Below are 16,793 nucleotides of genomic sequence, written 5' to 3'. Positions count from 1 at the left end.
AAGCTGAACAAAGCCTGCTTGAGATTGGTTTTCATAGAAAAGGACAGTTATGAATATACTTATTACCAATGATGATGGCATTTATTCACCGGGGATTGCGGCACTGGCAAATGCAGCAAAGGAGTTTGGGACGGTAAAGATTGTTGCGCCCGATGTGGAGCAATCTTCTATGGGACATGCTATTACGCATTCCCGGCCCTTAAGCTACCGACGTGCACCGATAACTTTTGAGGATATTGAAGCGTTTAGGGTAAATGGCACTCCAGCAGACTGTGTGGCGTTGGGTCTACATATGTTTCCCGATACGCAGGTTGTACTTTCGGGTATTAACATGGGACCAAATTTAGGCAATTCCATGTGGCATTCCGGAACTTTGGCTGCGGCAAAGCAGGCGACACTGCTCGGTATTACCGGTATAGCATTGAGCACACCCGTAGGAAAGACCGAGCCGGATTTTGAAGGATTGTATCCGTGGACAACCGATGTGCTGAAGATTTTACTGAAAAATAAAGGCCCTGCTCTCTATAATGTGAATTTTCCAGCCAACCCGGAGGGGCTTTCCTGGACAAGACAATCAGTACGTTTATATGATGGCCGTGTGGTGCCCGGAGAGGATCCTATGGGAAGGAAAAACTATTGGATCACAGTGGTGCCATTAGAACCTGCTGAAAAAGGTACTGATCGCTGGGCAGTAGAACACAATTTGGTTTCTATTACGCCTTTACGTCTTGATCTTACTGCACATGATGAACTTGCAGCAAGGGAGACAGGCGAACATAAATAATAGGTAGTAATAAAAGAAAATACGATGGTAACAGCCGAAAATTTAATACGAAATCTTGGTTTATACTTTACTATTGAACAACTGTAGTTGAATCTATTGGGATCATCAGGTTAAAAGTTATTTTATTGTCCTTTAAATTTACGGCTATTTTTCCCTTATGAATTTTTACTATTTCACTCACAATAAACAATCCTAATCCGAGCCCATTACTATTGACTCCTTTTACAAAAGGTTTAAATAGATCTTTAAGATCCGAATATTGAGGATAGGAGACCTCATTTGTAACACTAAAAATGAAATTTTCTTTTTGAATGAATGCATTTATTTCGATATTTTGAAAAGGATTACCATGTTTTATCGCATTTCCAATTAAATTAGTGAATGCACGCCCCATTTTCTGATGATCACAAGGTACATCAACTGGAAGGTTGATGTTGGCAATTAGTGCTCTGTTATGTAATACTTCAAATTCAGATAAAATTTGCTTGATCAATGCATCCATGCGATAATGATCATTAATTCTAATTAGCTTGTCTTGAAGACGGATACTACTGAAATCTAAAATATCATCTATCACTCCTTTGACGCGTGATGAAGCCTCTTGTATTTTCTTTATTAAGTTTTTTTGGCTTTCATCTTTAATGTTTTCGCCAAGATATTGTGATATCACTTTTACGATGCTGACGGGATTATTTAAGTCGTGAGCCAAGGACGATAAAAAAAGTTCTCTGTTTTTGGAATAATTAAGTTCCTGCTCCAATTTTTTCCTCGTATTTCTACGTTCAATAATGGTTTTGAAATCTATTGCAATCAAATCACTGCAAACAGGTAGCAGCGTCTCTAATTTAATTGGGTCGAAGTGTACTGGTTCAGCGTTCATGAAACTCAAGTGCCCAACAATAGAATTATTTTTGTTAATAATTGGGTAAGAGATATAGCTTTTTAAACCGAATTCGTGAAGAACTTGTGTCCATTCGTCGACAGAACACTGCTCGGTATCATCAATGTAAATAGGGGAGAAACCTTTCCTTATTTCCTGATATATTTTAACGTAGTGTTCACTATTTTTATTGACGATCTTCTGAGAATGATAATCGTAAACACACCAATTTCCCCATTTCCGGCCATCTTTCTTGCGTATCATGCCATATCTCATTTTCGTGTGGCCACATAAAGCCTCCAAAATTCTTTGACAGGAGTCGAAGTCGCTCTTCTGGTTATGCATATCGTACCATTGATTTTGATTTAATTGGCTTGGGATCGTCATCTTTATTGCCGGTCGATTGGTTTATTAATAGCTTTGATTTACTGTTGAGGTTGATTCACCTTAGAGTTGTTAAAACCCTTAATTGCACGAAATATAAACACTATCATCGCAAAAAATAAAAGTATATGAATAAAATCTTCAGTTATGAATCCGCCTAAAAAAGTGACCGCCCACATGATCACCATACCGATACCTGCCAAATATAATAGATCTTCCATATTAAATACGATTGTTTATTGAAGAACAATATTATCAGCGAATCGTTTCGTAATTTTATAACGCGATAGGAAAAACTACTAAAAAGAAGCTGTGTTAAGTGAACTCAAACGCTTTAAGAAGAATCATCAGGTTTGAAGATATTGAATATTGTTGTTATAAGCAATACTGATGCGCGTAAAATAGGTATAGTAAAGAATATATATAATGGTTATATTAGTTATTATTAAAATTTCTTTTATGAAACGTATAAACCAATTACTCAAGGGGCTTCTTGCCGTCTTCATTTTATTCTTTTTTATCCAGTGTAGCAAAAATTCTGCTGAAAGCAATGAGAAAATAATGATTGTGGGACCGCAGTTGGTTGATTGCGAAGGTGTAAGCCCAATGAAGTGCATGCAGGTCAAGGCGAAAGAATCAGATAACTGGGAATATTTTTATGGAAATATCCAGGGATTTAACTACGAATCAGGATATGAATATGTGATCAAAGTAAAGGTCGAAGAGGTCAGAAATCCTCCTGCTGATGGTTCATCTCAGCAATATACACTGATAACTCAAGTGTCAAAAACAAAAAAGTAATTTGATTATATACTAAGAAAGTCCCTTTTTGAGAAATTGGGACTTTTTTATTTTCTTATCCAGACTGCCAAACGGAAAAGACCTTTATTCCTTTAGGAAAAGGGTAAAAGTGATGAAAACGGATGATACGCTTTTTTTAAACGGAAGGTAATCTACGGAATAAGCTTATGTAAAAGCGATCCCGCAGATGGTTAAACAAAATAAAAATACTTATTTGCTTTCTAGTGCGACTTCCTGTGCTTTATAATAGCTTTCTATTAAAGCTTGATAATTAGGCATCACCAAGGAAAGTGCATGTGCATATTTCGCAGCGTCCGTATTTTTCCAACTTTTTAATATTTCGCTAATTACAGCTGTGGTCGTAATGGGAATAACGCCTGCCAACTGTAATCGAGAAATTGTTACTTGTGTTGATAATGGACTCATATCGCCTGAAGCATCAATGACCGGAAAAACTTCATAACCTTCCGAAATTGCTGAAATTGCAGGAAACGCCACACAAACACTTGTTAATACACCTGCAATAACCAATTTTTTCTTACCAATAGCTTTAACAGCTTCAACAAATGCAGGAGCATCCCATGCATTTACTTCACCAGTACGTCCGACATATTGTGCATGTGGGGCATTTTCGTGGATTTCTGTCATCAATGGACCATTCGGACCCTTTGGTTCTGAAGCAGTTGTAATAACAGGAATGTTTTCAATAGCGGCGACCTGTGAAAGAGCGACTACATTACTTCTCAATGTAGGTACTTCAATATCTTTTACTGTCTGGAATAGACCACTTTGATGATCGATCAATAAAAACGCTACATCGTCCGCGTTGATTCTTGTTGTAAGTGCCATGACTTTAAGATTTAAAATGTTAATACTAATTTTTTATAATGTCAATGGTTCCGGTATTCATGAAATCTGACCTAGAGGAACCTGTTTTCTTTTGTTTGATAAAGTTAGGGACTGTTGAAGCAGCAAAAAATGGAGTACAACAAGCATAAAACATAATGTACATTAAGATTTATTGCTGCTATTATCATTCTGCATCCTAATGGAATAATCGATGGAGTTATTCGATCGCTTATTATTCTAAATTTTTAGCTTTAAGTATTTCCCAACTTTACTATATTTGCCGCTAATAATAATTAGTCTAAATAGTAATTATGTCTTTTTGCAGAGCAGTATTTCCAGGATAGCAAGGTTTGGAAATAGAAAGACATCAATATGCAGACAGGGCAAATGATTTTTTTAACACCTTAAATACGTGAAAAAAACAACAAGATCTTGGTTTATTACCCAGAAGACAATATTGGCTAGTAGTCTATTGGTTTTAAGTTTTTCTATAATTCCAGCAATAAGTTTTTCCATGGAAAAACCGATGACTCTTAAGAAAAATGGTCATGGTCAAGAACCAGGGATAATTAAGGGCAAAGTGAAAAATTCAGTGGGGAAAGGTTTGTCCAATGTGTATATCAATATTGACGGGATAAATAGTACCAAGACTGATAATGAGGGGAATTTTATTTTTTCAAAGATTCCTAAAGGAATTCACTCCATGACCGTAAAGCATATTGGTTTTCAAGAAATCAGATCGCAGATCGCACTGGAAGGGGAAATTCTGGAGCTTCCGGACTTTGTCATGGAACAAACAAGTAATCATTTGAATGAAGTTGTCGTGACGGCGAGCAGATTGGCTGAAAGCATAGACGAAGTACCATCTTCAATTACCTATATCGGAGGTAAGACCTTAGAAGATCAGCGTCTGATAAATGACAACTTACCCAATATCCTAATGCAGAAAGTGCCAAGTATCTCTCCAAGTGAGGAAAGCCAAAACAACTTCATCGCTAAAATACGTGGTCGGAATTTTTTGGTACTTATCGATGGGATTCCTCAATCTACTCCTTTAAGAAATGGCGGAAGAGATATGAAGACGATTGACGCTAGCGCAATTGACCATATCGAAGTCATCAACGGTGCCTCTGCAATGTATGGAAATGGTGCCGCCGGTGGTATTATTAATTACATTACAAAGAAGCCAAAGATAGACAAGAGTTTTCATTCGTCAACCTCTTTAAATAATTCCCTAAGCTTGGTCAAACCAAGTGAAACATATGGGTATAATTTGGCACAAGTATTTTCGGGATCGCAAAACAAGTTTGATTATGTCGTGCAAGGAAAGATTGCGCGAACCGGCGTGGTCCGCAGCTCTGATGGTACCATTGTAAGTCCATTCTATGGTCTGGGAGAGACAAAAAGTTATAATACCTTGGCGAAGATCGGTTATCAGATTAACGATAATCATCGCATTGAATTGATGGGTAACTATTATAGAAGTGTTCAGGATAGTAAATACGTCGGCACTAAGGGGGAGTTTGGAAGTAAACCCGCTATTGGGATCCCTTCAGATACAGTGATTAATGGCGGAACACCTTACAATAAAGCTTTTCATGTAAAGTATGATGGCAACTTTGGTCGGACTTCAGCAAATATGAGTCTGTATTATGAAGATATGAACACGGTATTTGAAACCTACAACCAAACCTATTCAGATCATAAGGGAGCTAGACTAAATTTCAGTACGCCCTTTGATCTATCCAACAACAATAAAGTAACCTTAATTTATGGAGTAGATCTTTTAAAAGATCACACGGTTCAAAAAACGTTGAGCGATGGATTAGTGACACCCGATATGAACATGAAAAGTGGGGCTTTATATCTTCAAAGTAAATTTAATCTCGCCGATTACTGGATAGTGAAAGGTGGTGTGCGGTACGAAAACTTGGATTTTAAGGTAGGGGATCTGACAAAAGCAGGGAAAGTCACTCCGGGAGACAAGAGCAATTCAAATGCATTTGTATTCAATTTGGCAGGAAGGTATAATAAATTGAAATACCTACAGCCCTTTGCTTCATTTTCGCAAGGATATTCTATCGGCGATGTGGGGCTTGTATTGCGAAATGGAGTACCTTTGAGTCAAATCGATCCGAAGCCAGTAGTTGTCAATAACGTTGAGTTGGGTCTAAACGGGACCTATTCTATGTTGAGCTACCAATTGACAGGGTATTATAGCTCCTCCAAAAAAGGCAGTACGTTCGCAGAAACGTCAACACCTGGTAATTATGAATTGATTCAAGTGCCGCAACGTATTTACGGTTTGGAGTTTGTTGTCGATATTACTCCTGTTGACTGGTTCAAGTTTGGTACTATACTCGGGTACATGGATGGTAGGCAAGATTTGAAAAATGAGGGAAAGTATAAGGATAAATTGGACAACTCCATTATTTCGCCTTTTAAAATAAATATTAATGCCGATTTCAAATTGACAGATCGGTGGAACGTCTATCTCCAATATTTACATTTGGGTAAACGCGATGTTTTTCGACCTTCTGAATATAATTATGGCAAATACCCGATTTCGGGCTATGGGCTGATGGATTTCCAAACGCGCTATAAATTAAAGAATCTAGCTTTCATTTTTTCAGTTAATAATATCCTAAATAATGATTACTTCCCGCTGCACGCGGAGGTGAGAGGAGCCACCAATGAAGGCCGTTATTATGTAAAAGGAAGCGGGACAATAGCAAATTTAGGTATTCAATTGGATCTGTAATTATTTATCGTAATTTCTATATTGCAACTGGAATAAAATTCATAAAATAGAATTGATTCGAAGGTATTATAAGCTGCTCCCATTAGACGTATAAGAGTTGGATTCATCTGTGCTAGCTGATATATATGAGTTTTCAGTCTGCACGATGATAGGTGGCCTTTGAGATAAGCTTGCGCTCGCTATGATTTGTATTCAACGTTTTCAAATGCTTAATATGTATCCGGAATGAAATTCGCTATTAGACCTATTCAACATTTTTTCAAAGTCCCGATGCTCGCAGATCGGTAGGCGTGTAACCAAAATGCTTTTTAAACGCATAGGAGAAATGTGAAAGATTTTCGAATCCTACCGCGTAACAAACTTCGATTGGTTTCATTCTTTTTTCAACAAATTGATAGTGTGCTAGCTCCAATCGTTTTTTTGTTAACCATCGCTGCGGTGTGAGGTTGAAAATCTTGCTAAAATCCCTTTTGAAGGTGGTTAAACTTCGTCCTGTCAGATAACCGAATTTTTCCAGCGATAAATTGAACATAAAGTTCTTTTCCATATAGCCTGCCAGGTCAATTTTGCCGGGTTCTTCAAAGTTAGCCAAAATAGGATCTATTTCTTTATCTATCGCCCGGAGGATACTGATTGCTTCCGTGATTTTCAGGGAGGCAATGTTCTCGGGCAGTTTCTGTAGTTCAAAATCAGGAATCAATGAGGAAAGACAGCTTTCCAGTAAAGGATGATTGTTAAAGCTGTATATCTTTTCCGATTTTCGAGCAGAAGGCTCTATGGTCAGATTTGCATAGAAATTTTTTAGCTTCTCACTCGTTAAGTGCATCACGACCGTTTTGTGAGGCTGTCCATCTTTTGGGTAGTTGATAATTGTTGCTAACTGATTTCTTGGAATTAGAAAAATATCACCTTTTTTAAACACGTAAGTAGCATCGGCTTGTACAATTTTTGTTTCACCGGAAATAAACCAGATTAACATATGGCACTCGAAACTGATATCCGATTTGAAAAACTTATCCTCATAACAGGATAGCTTAATATCATCTGTTATATATTTTGCTTTATACTCCATGATTCGAATTTTCTGTTCGGCTTTAAAGGCATTGTGATGACATAAATATAAAAAATTAATAGCTAAATCTTTTATCGTAAGCCGTTTGGATATTAGTCTATATTGAACTTTACTCCGATCATTTCTTCACTAAGGTGCCAAAGGCGTTTTGCTGAATCTTTATCCAATGAATATTGTTGGACACCGTTCTGATGCAGTTTTGTATGGGTTGGGATTAAAGGATCTGTTGGTAGCAACTCTGCGATATCGTTATCTTCCAGATATACACCGCCTATTTCATCTAATAACGGACTGGTCGCTGCAAAAACCGTAGTCGCAGCACCTTGTGGAATGGTCTTCAATGCAGCCATCATCGCTGGGTGTATATTTCCATTTTCATCTAAAAATCCTAACTTCCTCCATTGTTCCGGGTCTGCATCCCGCCCCAATTCTGTACCTCCGATCGAGCCGGGATGTAAAGAATACGCCCTTATATTAAAATCTTTGGCTCGGTTATCTAGCTCTAAAGTGAAAAGATTGCTTGCCGTTTTTGATTGACCATAAGCCTGAAGAGTTTCATATTCGCGATTTTCAAAATTTGGATCTTCAAAATTGAAGGAAGAATTATGGTGTCCAAGAGAAGATACATTGACAACTCGTGCAGCACCCGCCTGTTTTAATGCGGGCCACAGTCTAGCTGTAAGATGAAATTGCCCTAAATAATTTGTCGCTAGTTGCGATTCAATTCCACGTTGGTCACGCTGCAAAGGGACCCACATAATACCGGCATTGTTGATTAGTAAATGAAGTGGTCTGCCTGATAAAATGAATTTTCTAGCAAATCTGTCAATAGAAGCTGGTTCAATCATATCCACTTCTTCGATTTCGATATTTACTATACCTGCTAAATTTACTTTTGCTTTTTCAACGTTTCTTGCAAGAACGATAACAGTTGCACCGGCAGAAGCGAGCGTTTTGGTAGTTTCAAGTCCGATTCCCGTATTACCTCCCGTTACAATTGCGATTTTATTGCTTAGATCAATTCCTTTAATGACGTCCTCTGAAGTAGATTTTGCTGTGAAGCCAGAACCGATTGGTTTCTGTAATGCTCCTTGATAATTGTTTGCTTTCATTTTAAAAATTTGATTTTGTTAAGACAAAGGTAGGAGGGATTTTGACGCATTGTTTTGTTTAGACGTCCTAACTTACTTTGTTTAAAAGATCAATGAAAAATATAAGGCGAACAACTCATTCAATTGACTTGTACAGGTTTTGAACGATGTTGGGGAATCAATCTTTTTCTTTTTACTGTTAATGATACCGCTGATAATACTCTTCTATCAATTTTTTGAGCTCATTGAAGTCAAGCGACAACTGATCGACCGAAATGGCTATTCCATTTTCGAGCACATGTTGTTGTACTTGTGGAGCGAACTGCTGGATATAATTTTCGGGATTGTGTAGCTTCAAAAAAACAAAATGGACACCATGGGCTATCCCTGTTGAGACGGATTGAATCGCAGTCCATTTTACAGTCCCAACCTTTATTCCTACTGGTGTACCGTTATATCGAATACCATCTGCGTTTAATAGGAGGCCGGTTCGATCTTTATTAAATAGGGCCTTTATACCACCAATCAGACAATAACACCCTAAGCCTCCTAAGGTCAACATCAGTGCCCCAGGGAAAATTCTTATTTTTTCGGCGACAAAGAAGATATAGTAGGCAAATGCCAAAGCCGCTATCGTCATCAGCAAACCAAACAGCGCTAATTTCAGGCGCTTTTTATTATCAAATTCTATGATAGTCTCATTCATAATTCACTTTTTCTTCTATGTATTTATAGGACTAAATTAGAATAACTTTCCTCAAATTTTCAAGGGAATTCCAATTCGTGGTGAATCGTTTTAAATTCGCGGTATTTTAATGTCTATCTGTATTTAAACTATTTTCTAAACTCAATTATATCCAGCGCTATGCCTCCACGAATCATCTTTGATGATCAAAGTATTGATGGGTTAATCTATCCTCGAATCCTTTTCGAGCTTTTTGGTCTGTTTTGCTGAAAAGGTTTTTCCAAAATTGTAGCTGAAACTCAATTTTGCATAGCGCGACTTCAATTTATTCACTGTTTCAATGCTAATCACATTGCCTAAACTGGAAATAGGTGCTTTTTGTAAGTTGAAAATATCCTCAATCGTGAGGGATATATTTAACTTGTCCTGAAGCACTTTTTGCTGTAAACCCGTCGTGATATATCCCGTTGCGCCATATTGCATTTGAAAACTATTTCTTTTCGATGCATAAAAGCCGAGTATTTGAACAGTAGTCTTTGGCAGAATATAGATAAAAGTATTGATCGCCCCACTAAAGTTGACAATCCCTGGTAACAAAATATCTTCTGTATTGTTCGATCTGAAAGTTGGGCGTTGTGCTGATAAATATGTACTGACATTCACGCTGCTTCCAAACTTGTTTTGCGACATGACATAACCTCCGATTTGGTTTAGATTATAATCATTATAATAGTTAAACTCTGGACTTCCAACCTCCTCATTATATCTGGAGATATATGTAAACATATTCTTCGAAGAGTTTCCATATAAAGAAAAGATCAGTGAGTGGTTGCTATTCCACTTATGTGAATATTGCAGATCTAGCCTATTCGCAAAATATGGCTTCAAATGTGTGTTACCGTTGGTGAAATGGATAGGATTATTGTTCACCGCAAATGGATTGAGCATACTATACCCGGGACGTTCGATTCTTCTGTTCCCTGATAAAGCAATGCTGTTTTTAAGGTCTTTGAAATCATAACGTATATTAAAGTTGGGAAATAAATTAAGATAGTTGTTTTTAATTTGTTCGTCAGTTAAAACGGCTCGTAATTTATAGTCGAATGATTCTAATCGCAAGCCTAAATCGAAGGAGAAGTGTTTCAATTTGCCATTCAGAGAAGAATAGGCTGCAAGTATATTTTCGTTATATTGAACCTTATTTTCACTATTTAATTCACCTGCATCGATAATTCCATCTGTGGCTAGATTCTTAAAGAAGCTTTCTGTATTTGCACGGGCATATTTTGCACCGAATTTTAGATCAATACCCTTTCCAATGTTTGTTTTGTAATCTGTATTGAATGTCCAGATTTCATATGGTCTGGAAGTAATAAAATTTCTGCTATCATTTTCTGAGGAATTAATTTCCGTGTTAGAAAAATCATATGCCTTTCTCCAGAATGAAGTGTTATTCTCATTCGAGTATTTCGCGTAATTCATACCGATCGAAAGCTTGCTTTTCGTTTTAAAATCTTTATCATAAATGAAGTCGGCGATATGAAAATTATTGTCCAAAAACATGAAGTCCTGCTGTTTAAGCTGCCTTTGAAATTGATCTTCCCGATTATAGATCGTAGCGTCTCTTTCATTAGGAAATTTGCCATAAAAGCTGGCGTACCAATAATTAAAAGAGAGTGTGCTCGTCGAATCAATATTATAAAGTGTATTGGTTTTCATGGAATGTGTTCTTTGGGATCTTTGGCTGGCCTGTTCTTGTCTATAGAGATAACTAGAATCGGGTAAGTAATAGTTTTTTATTAGATCGTTTCGTTTATGTAGGTTTTCACTATATGAAAAATTATAGCCCACTGAAATTTCAAACTTACTTTTTTTAAGATTTAAATTGAGCGATTGGTCCGTCCCCCAAAGGGTGGAAACACTTGTACTTGCCGACCCAAAGAAGCCCAAATTGGAATTTTTCTTAAGTCTGATATCGAGCACACCTCCATCTCCGGCGGAATCATATGCCGCACCCGGACTTGTAAGCACGTTAACGGACGAGACCTCATTGCTCGGTAGAGATTTCAGGTAGTTCAATAAATCTTGACCACCCAAATTGACTTTCCGACCATTGATCAATACAGTAGCTCCTTTTCCAAGCAATTGTAATTTGCCTTCCATTTCATCAACTGTTAATCCCGGAACCTGCTTGAGCAGTTCTGCTATATTTGTACTATTGCCTAGTATATTGTTTTCCGCATTAAATCTATACCCACCGGTAATAAGTTCTAGGGGAGGTTTTCTGGAAGAAACTGCAACCTCCTCAAGCTTATTGTCAATCTTATGAAGCTTTATAGTACCCATATCTATATTGCTCCCGTTGGGTATTACAATTCTTTTTATCTGAAACTGAAAGCCCATATGATTGATTTTTAGGTAAAATGAACGCTGACTATGGGTCAATTGGAAGTCCCCACTTTCATTTGTCACCACTGTTCTGACAGGATTGCTGCCACTTTGATGATCCAGTAAGGATATGGAAACTAAATGAACAGGTTCGTTAGTAATAGAATCAACTACTTTGCCCGTAACAGTAAAGGTTGAATCGATGAATGAAATGATCGTCGTGTTAGACGAAGCATGAGATATAGCGAAAAACAACAGGTATGGGAGAACTAGGGCAATTTTTTTTAACTCTTTCATGTATTTAAGGTTCTTCTGCAAAGCTTGATGACAATTGTTTGCAGTTAGTGACTATAGGTTAGTCGAGCTCACGGAAAAAATGTTGCACGTGTAATAATAAAAACGAACATAACTTTAGAACCTTGGTCTTGTTATAGTTAAAGCAAGTCTCTATCCTCGATGGGTTACAGTTTGCCACTATTAAGGCTATGATGTTGGTTTATTTTTATTCTAAAAAATATTATTTTTAAAATAATTAAAACAAATATGGTATATTTATGTTCTAAATAAAGTGTATGAAATATCAGCTTTTAAAAGAAATCATTGGATTAGTTGAAGAGTTTGAACAGGAAAACGTAGACGGAATCTATAGCACTGACGCAAATGGATTTAAACGTTGGATAGTAACAAAGGCAACCGATGTTCTCGAAGAACCCAATTGGGACGGTAAGGAAAATGGGCGTAGTCCGGAAAGTGTCATCAGCACGTTAATAGTGCATATGAATAGGTTCGCAAAAAGTTATTCAAAGGCTGCTATTTGGGAATCTGATTTTTCCACACAAGAGGAGTTTATCTATCTTATTACACTACGGTCCTTTGGTGAGATGACAAAAATGGAATTGATCAGAAGGAATATTCATGAAAAACCAGCCGGCATGGCCATTATAAACCGTTTGATCAAACAAGGTTGGATACGTCAACACGATTCAAAACTGGACCGCCGCAGTAAGTTGCTGTACATCACGGAAAATGGCTTGTCGGCATTGGACCGGCAAATGGGAAAAATACGTCATGCGACGCAGATTGTTTCAGGCGATTTGACCTACCACGAAAAAATAACATTGATAAGTTTATTGGATAAACTGAGCAAATTTCATCAATTAATCTATGATAGAAATATTGCACCGGAAAAATTGCTGGAGCAAGTGAAGTTATAATCCACATCGGGATGCGATAGAAATGACAAAAATCAATAGGATGTGTACATTACTAGTTGCGGTGCCAATAAGTATTGGGAATTGCCCAAGTAGTTTAGCTAAAAAAACAAATGAAAAAGAAGGTAGCCGTTATTGGCGCAGGTTTTTCGGGTCTTTCAGCGGCAGCCTATCTTGCTAAAGCAGGGTACGATGTGCATGTTTTTGAGAAACATACGCAGCCCGGTGGAAGGGCGAGACAATTCAGTACGAAAGAAGGATTTAAATTTGATATGGGACCGAGCTGGTACTGGATGCCCGATATCATTGAGTCCTTTTTTTCGGATTTTGGATGCAGCACAGCTGATTTTTTTGAGCTTGTATCGCTCAATCCTCAATTTGAAATGATATTTGACTCCGGACAAGTTCGTGTTCCGGAATCCTATCAGCAATTAAAACTATTATTTGAACAGATCGAACCTGGGGCTGGTACGCAGTTAGATCGATTTATGGAAGCTGCAAAATTTAAGTATGAAGTGGGGATGCGGGATTTCGTCAATAAACCCTGTCACAATTGGGGCGAATTTCTCTCTCCAAAGATTGCACTTAGCGCTTTTAAGCTAGATTTGCTTTCCAATTTCCGATCCTATGTTGCCAAATATTTTAAGGACCAACGATTGCGGACATTAATGGAATTTCCGGTCATATTTCTGGGCGCCTCACCCAAGGATATTCCGGCATTATATAGCCTGATGAACTACGGCGGTTACGCACTTGGCACTCATTATCCGAAAGGAGGTTTTTTTCAATTAGTACTGGCGATGCAGCAAGTAGCGGAGAGGCAAGGTGTCACTTTTCATTTCGATCATAATGTTGATACATTAAAAATTGAAAAGAATAAGATCACTTCATTAGGTGTTAATGGCGTAGATTACGCATTTGATCTTGTGGTTGCATCCGCTGATTATCATCATATCGAAACACTACTTACCAAGGATTTGAGAAACTATGATGAAGATTATTGGAAGAGTAGGACCTTTGCCCCTTCGAGTTTGATATATTATCTGGGGATGAAATCGTCCATTCCAAATCTAACACACCATACACTGTTCTTTGAGCATCCGTTGGACGATCATATTGACTGTATATATGGTGAAAAAAAATGGCCCCAAAATCCACTGTTCTATGTATGTTGTCCATCCAAAACGGATCCTCATGTGGCTCCCCCAGGCAGTGAGAACCTCTTCTTGTTGATGCCGTTGGCGACAGCTATCTCAGACGATGATGAAACACGTGAAAAATACCTAATTAAGATGTTAGAGCGTTTGGAAAAGCATACTGGTACAAAAAACCTATACGAGCAGATTACATACAAGAGAAGTTACTGCGTAAGCGACTTTATCAGCGATTACAATGCTTACGCTGGAAATGCTTATGGGCTAGCAAATACATTAAAACAGACAGCGGTATGGAAACCCAAGATTAGAAATAAGAAAGTCCATAATCTTTTTTATTCAGGTCAGCTGACAGTTCCTGGTCCCGGAGTACCTCCATCCATCTTATCGGGGAAAATTGTTGCCAAAGAAGCCATTGATTTATATCGTAAAACATAAGACCATGAAAAAGCTATTTGATGAACTCGCTTATGAAGTAAGCAAAAAAACAACTGAAAAGTATAGTACAAGTTTCTCGCTTGGTATATTGGCCCTCAAGCCAAGCATTAGGGCTAGTATTTATGCAATCTATGGCTACGTAAGGTTGGCTGATGAAATAGTCGATAGTTTTCATGGTTATGATAAGCAGCGACTTTTGGCGCGGTTGTACCTCGAGACTAACTGTGCTTTAGAGGAAGGTATCTCATTAAATCCGATATTACAGTCTTTTCAGGAGACGGTGCATAAGTATGCTATCGACATCGAGCTGATCCGACAATTTCTGCATAGCATGGAAATGGATCTGAATAAGGTCGACTATAATTCCGAACGTTATAAAGAATATATTTATGGTTCGGCTGAAGTGGTGGGGCTGATGTGTTTACAGGTTTTTACAGAAGGTAATAGAGAGCGCTATGAGGAGTTAAAACCTTACGCCATGAAACTGGGTTCTGCATTTCAAAAAATAAACTTCTTGCGTGACCTCAAGGACGATTATCAGGTGCTTGGACGTACCTATTTTCCAAACCTGGATATGGCGGTGTTTGACAATGCACTCAAAAGCCAGATTGAGGATGAGATACACAGCGAATTTAAGGAAGCGCTTTTGGGAATCAAAAAATTGCCTGCATCGGCAAAATTTGGCGTTTATCTGGCTTATAAATATTATCTTTCATTATTTGCGAAGATTCGGAAAAAATCCTCCAAAGAAATTCTGGAAAGTAGGATTAGAATACCTAATGCACAAAAAGCCTATGTTGCTTTTAAAAGTTATCTACGTTACAAAGCTGCTTACTTATAAAATAGAGTTATGAATTTTATTACAGTATTGGTCACTTTTATTGCTATGGAGGGCGCCACCTGGCTTATCCATAAATACATTATGCACGGCTTTCTCTGGATATTACATCGCGATCACCATGATCACAGCAATGCGGGGTTTCTGGAAAAGAATGATTACTTTTTTATCATTTTTGCCCTTCCCACGATCGCGTTGATGTATTTTGGGTCTTTAAAGGGGTACAATTATCTGTTTTATATTGGATTGGGAATTATGCTCTACGGTATGGCATATTTCTTTGTGCATGATATATTTATCCATCAACGTTTCAAATGGTTGAGTAAAACGAATAACCGTTACTTTTTGGCGCTTCGTCGCGCCCATAAACAACATCATAAACATTTAGGCAAAGAGGAGGGCGAGTGTTTTGGCTTTTTATATGTTCCAATGAAATACTTTAAAATGTATACTAACAATGAAAAAATATGATGCAATATACTTATTCGCTTATCTTATTTTTTACGGTCATAATCTGTTTTGTCGCATCCTTCGACAAGCGGCTTCGATTCGATCGTGAGTTCATCCCATTTTTAAGGGCATCAGCGCTTGTTGCTGTATTTTTTATAGCTTGGGATGTCTGGTTTACCAGTAAGGGAGTGTGGTGGTTTGACACAAGATATACCTTGGGACTGGCCATAGCAGGACTACCATTGGAAGAATGGCTATTCTTTATCTTCATCCCTTTTTCATGTATTTTTACCTATTTCTGCATCGATAAATTTTTTAGATTACAATCGCTATCGGCCTTCAATAATATTGTTGTCTTTGTAAGTTTCATTATATGTGCTGTTGTTGCCCTTCGATATGCTGACAGAATCTATACCGTAGTTACCGCTGCTGTGACTATGTTGACATTGGTGCTTTTTCACTTTGTATTTCGGATACAATGGATTACGCAGGCCTCTTTAGTCTTCACTTTGCTGATGCTGGGCTTTTTACCTGTCAACGGTATACTTACCGGAACAGGATTGGAGTCCCCTATTGTCAATTACAATCCAATGGAATTTATGGGGATCAGGGTACTTACGATTCCGGTTGAAGATGCAGTGTACGGATACACTCAGTTTTTGTGGGTTCTTTACTTTTTCAAAAAGTTTCAAAGTATGCCCCTAAAATCCAATCTATAAAGTGGATGCATTTGGACAGCTCAAATAAGCTCAGAAATCCGCTGCTTGATTTTTTGGAAGAGTCTGTCTCAAAAAGGCAGTCTCTTTTTTTTCATTATCTAAGGTTTATTATTTGTTTTAACTGTTTGATTTTCATATATTTATAGTGTGAACAAAAAGGATATATGCCATCTCAAAGACCTACTTTTAAGCCTTACTATCAGGACCAGATCATGGCCATTCCTCCAACTTTGGACGAACTGGTGTCCAAAGGTCATCCGGTACGAATCGTTAACGATGTAATCAACC

15 protein-coding genes are annotated in these 16,793 nt (G+C 37.7%); 8 read left to right on the top strand and 7 right to left on the bottom strand.

Going from position 1 to position 16,793, the window contains the following annotated elements:
* The first annotated feature begins 49 nt into the window (after nt 1-49).
* Complete coding sequence (gene surE / locus B4Z47_RS03495) at nt 50-784, top strand: 5'/3'-nucleotidase SurE (RefSeq protein WP_070566840.1); 735 nt, start codon at nt 50-52, stop codon at nt 782-784.
* A gap of 70 nt (nt 785-854) precedes the next feature.
* Here surE and B4Z47_RS03490 read toward each other — a convergent pair whose 3' ends face one another.
* Nucleotides 855-2,009, bottom strand: coding sequence for a GAF domain-containing sensor histidine kinase (locus tag B4Z47_RS03490; RefSeq protein ID WP_286726861.1), 1,155 nt, complete (start codon nt 2,007-2,009; stop codon nt 855-857).
* Between the two features lie 80 nt (nt 2,010-2,089).
* On the bottom strand, nt 2,090-2,269 hold the full coding sequence (locus B4Z47_RS24675; protein WP_115050173.1) for a lmo0937 family membrane protein: 180 nt from the start codon (nt 2,267-2,269) through the stop codon (nt 2,090-2,092).
* Between the two features lie 238 nt (nt 2,270-2,507).
* Here B4Z47_RS24675 and B4Z47_RS03485 point away from each other — a divergent pair, with 238 nt between their 5' ends.
* On the top strand, nt 2,508-2,849 hold the full coding sequence (locus B4Z47_RS03485; protein WP_112375886.1) for a DUF4377 domain-containing protein: 342 nt from the start codon (nt 2,508-2,510) through the stop codon (nt 2,847-2,849).
* Between the two features lie 210 nt (nt 2,850-3,059).
* Here B4Z47_RS03485 and B4Z47_RS03480 read toward each other — a convergent pair whose 3' ends face one another.
* Complete coding sequence (locus B4Z47_RS03480; RefSeq protein WP_115050175.1) at nt 3,060-3,698, bottom strand: isochorismatase family protein; 639 nt, start codon at nt 3,696-3,698, stop codon at nt 3,060-3,062.
* Nucleotides 3,699-4,224: 526 nt separating this feature from the next.
* On the opposite strand from B4Z47_RS03480, the gene B4Z47_RS03475 reads away from it, so the two are divergent.
* A complete protein-coding gene (locus tag B4Z47_RS03475) occupies nt 4,225-6,459 on the top strand; it encodes a TonB-dependent receptor (protein ID WP_159333210.1) in 2,235 nt (744 codons plus the stop codon).
* 259 nt (nt 6,460-6,718) lie between these two features.
* On the opposite strand, the gene B4Z47_RS03470 is transcribed toward B4Z47_RS03475, so the two are convergent.
* From B4Z47_RS03470 to B4Z47_RS03455, 4 genes are all read right to left on the bottom strand, one after another.
* The gene (locus tag B4Z47_RS03470; RefSeq protein ID WP_115050179.1) at nt 6,719-7,531 is read right to left on the bottom strand and encodes a helix-turn-helix domain-containing protein; all 813 of its coding nucleotides are present in this window, start codon (nt 7,529-7,531) and stop codon (nt 6,719-6,721) included.
* A gap of 92 nt (nt 7,532-7,623) precedes the next feature.
* Nucleotides 7,624-8,643, bottom strand: coding sequence for an SDR family NAD(P)-dependent oxidoreductase (locus tag B4Z47_RS03465; RefSeq protein ID WP_115050181.1), 1,020 nt, complete (start codon nt 8,641-8,643; stop codon nt 7,624-7,626).
* A 178-nt stretch (nt 8,644-8,821) separates the two neighbouring features.
* Nucleotides 8,822-9,328 carry an STM3941 family protein gene (locus B4Z47_RS03460; protein ID WP_115050183.1) on the bottom strand — a complete coding sequence of 169 codons (507 nt, stop codon included), beginning with the start codon at nt 9,326-9,328 and terminating at the stop codon, nt 8,822-8,824.
* 201 nt (nt 9,329-9,529) lie between these two features.
* The gene (locus B4Z47_RS03455; RefSeq protein WP_115050185.1) at nt 9,530-11,992 is read right to left on the bottom strand and encodes an outer membrane beta-barrel protein; all 2,463 of its coding nucleotides are present in this window, start codon (nt 11,990-11,992) and stop codon (nt 9,530-9,532) included.
* 275 nt (nt 11,993-12,267) lie between these two features.
* Between B4Z47_RS03455 and B4Z47_RS03450 the strand changes: the two genes are divergently transcribed.
* The 5 genes from B4Z47_RS03450 to B4Z47_RS03430 all read left to right on the top strand — a co-directional run bounded on the left by B4Z47_RS03450 (nt 12,268) and on the right by B4Z47_RS03430 (nt 16,505).
* On the top strand, nt 12,268-12,909 hold the full coding sequence (locus tag B4Z47_RS03450) for a MarR family winged helix-turn-helix transcriptional regulator (RefSeq protein WP_070566814.1): 642 nt from the start codon (nt 12,268-12,270) through the stop codon (nt 12,907-12,909).
* A gap of 110 nt (nt 12,910-13,019) precedes the next feature.
* Nucleotides 13,020-14,498, top strand: a complete 1,479-nt coding sequence (locus tag B4Z47_RS03445) for a phytoene desaturase family protein (RefSeq protein WP_115050187.1) — start codon at nt 13,020-13,022, stop codon at nt 14,496-14,498.
* Between the two features lie 4 nt (nt 14,499-14,502).
* Nucleotides 14,503-15,339, top strand: a complete 837-nt coding sequence (locus B4Z47_RS03440) for a phytoene/squalene synthase family protein (RefSeq protein WP_046675142.1) — start codon at nt 14,503-14,505, stop codon at nt 15,337-15,339.
* A 9-nt stretch (nt 15,340-15,348) separates the two neighbouring features.
* Entirely contained in the window at nt 15,349-15,807 is a 459-nt protein-coding gene (locus tag B4Z47_RS03435) for a sterol desaturase family protein (RefSeq protein WP_115050190.1), read from the top strand.
* Nucleotides 15,804-16,505 carry a lycopene cyclase domain-containing protein gene (locus tag B4Z47_RS03430; protein WP_115050192.1) on the top strand — a complete coding sequence of 234 codons (702 nt, stop codon included), beginning with the start codon at nt 15,804-15,806 and terminating at the stop codon, nt 16,503-16,505. Before B4Z47_RS03435 ends, B4Z47_RS03430 begins: the two co-directional genes overlap by 4 nt.
* Nucleotides 16,506-16,793 lie beyond the last annotated feature (288 nt).

The organism is Sphingobacterium sp. UBA2610 (assembly GCF_002339225.1).
GTDB lineage: Bacteria > Bacteroidota > Bacteroidia > Sphingobacteriales > Sphingobacteriaceae > Sphingobacterium > Sphingobacterium multivorum.
The sequence above is the reverse complement of the archived record's forward strand: the minus strand, read 5'-3'. Positions and strand labels throughout refer to the sequence as shown.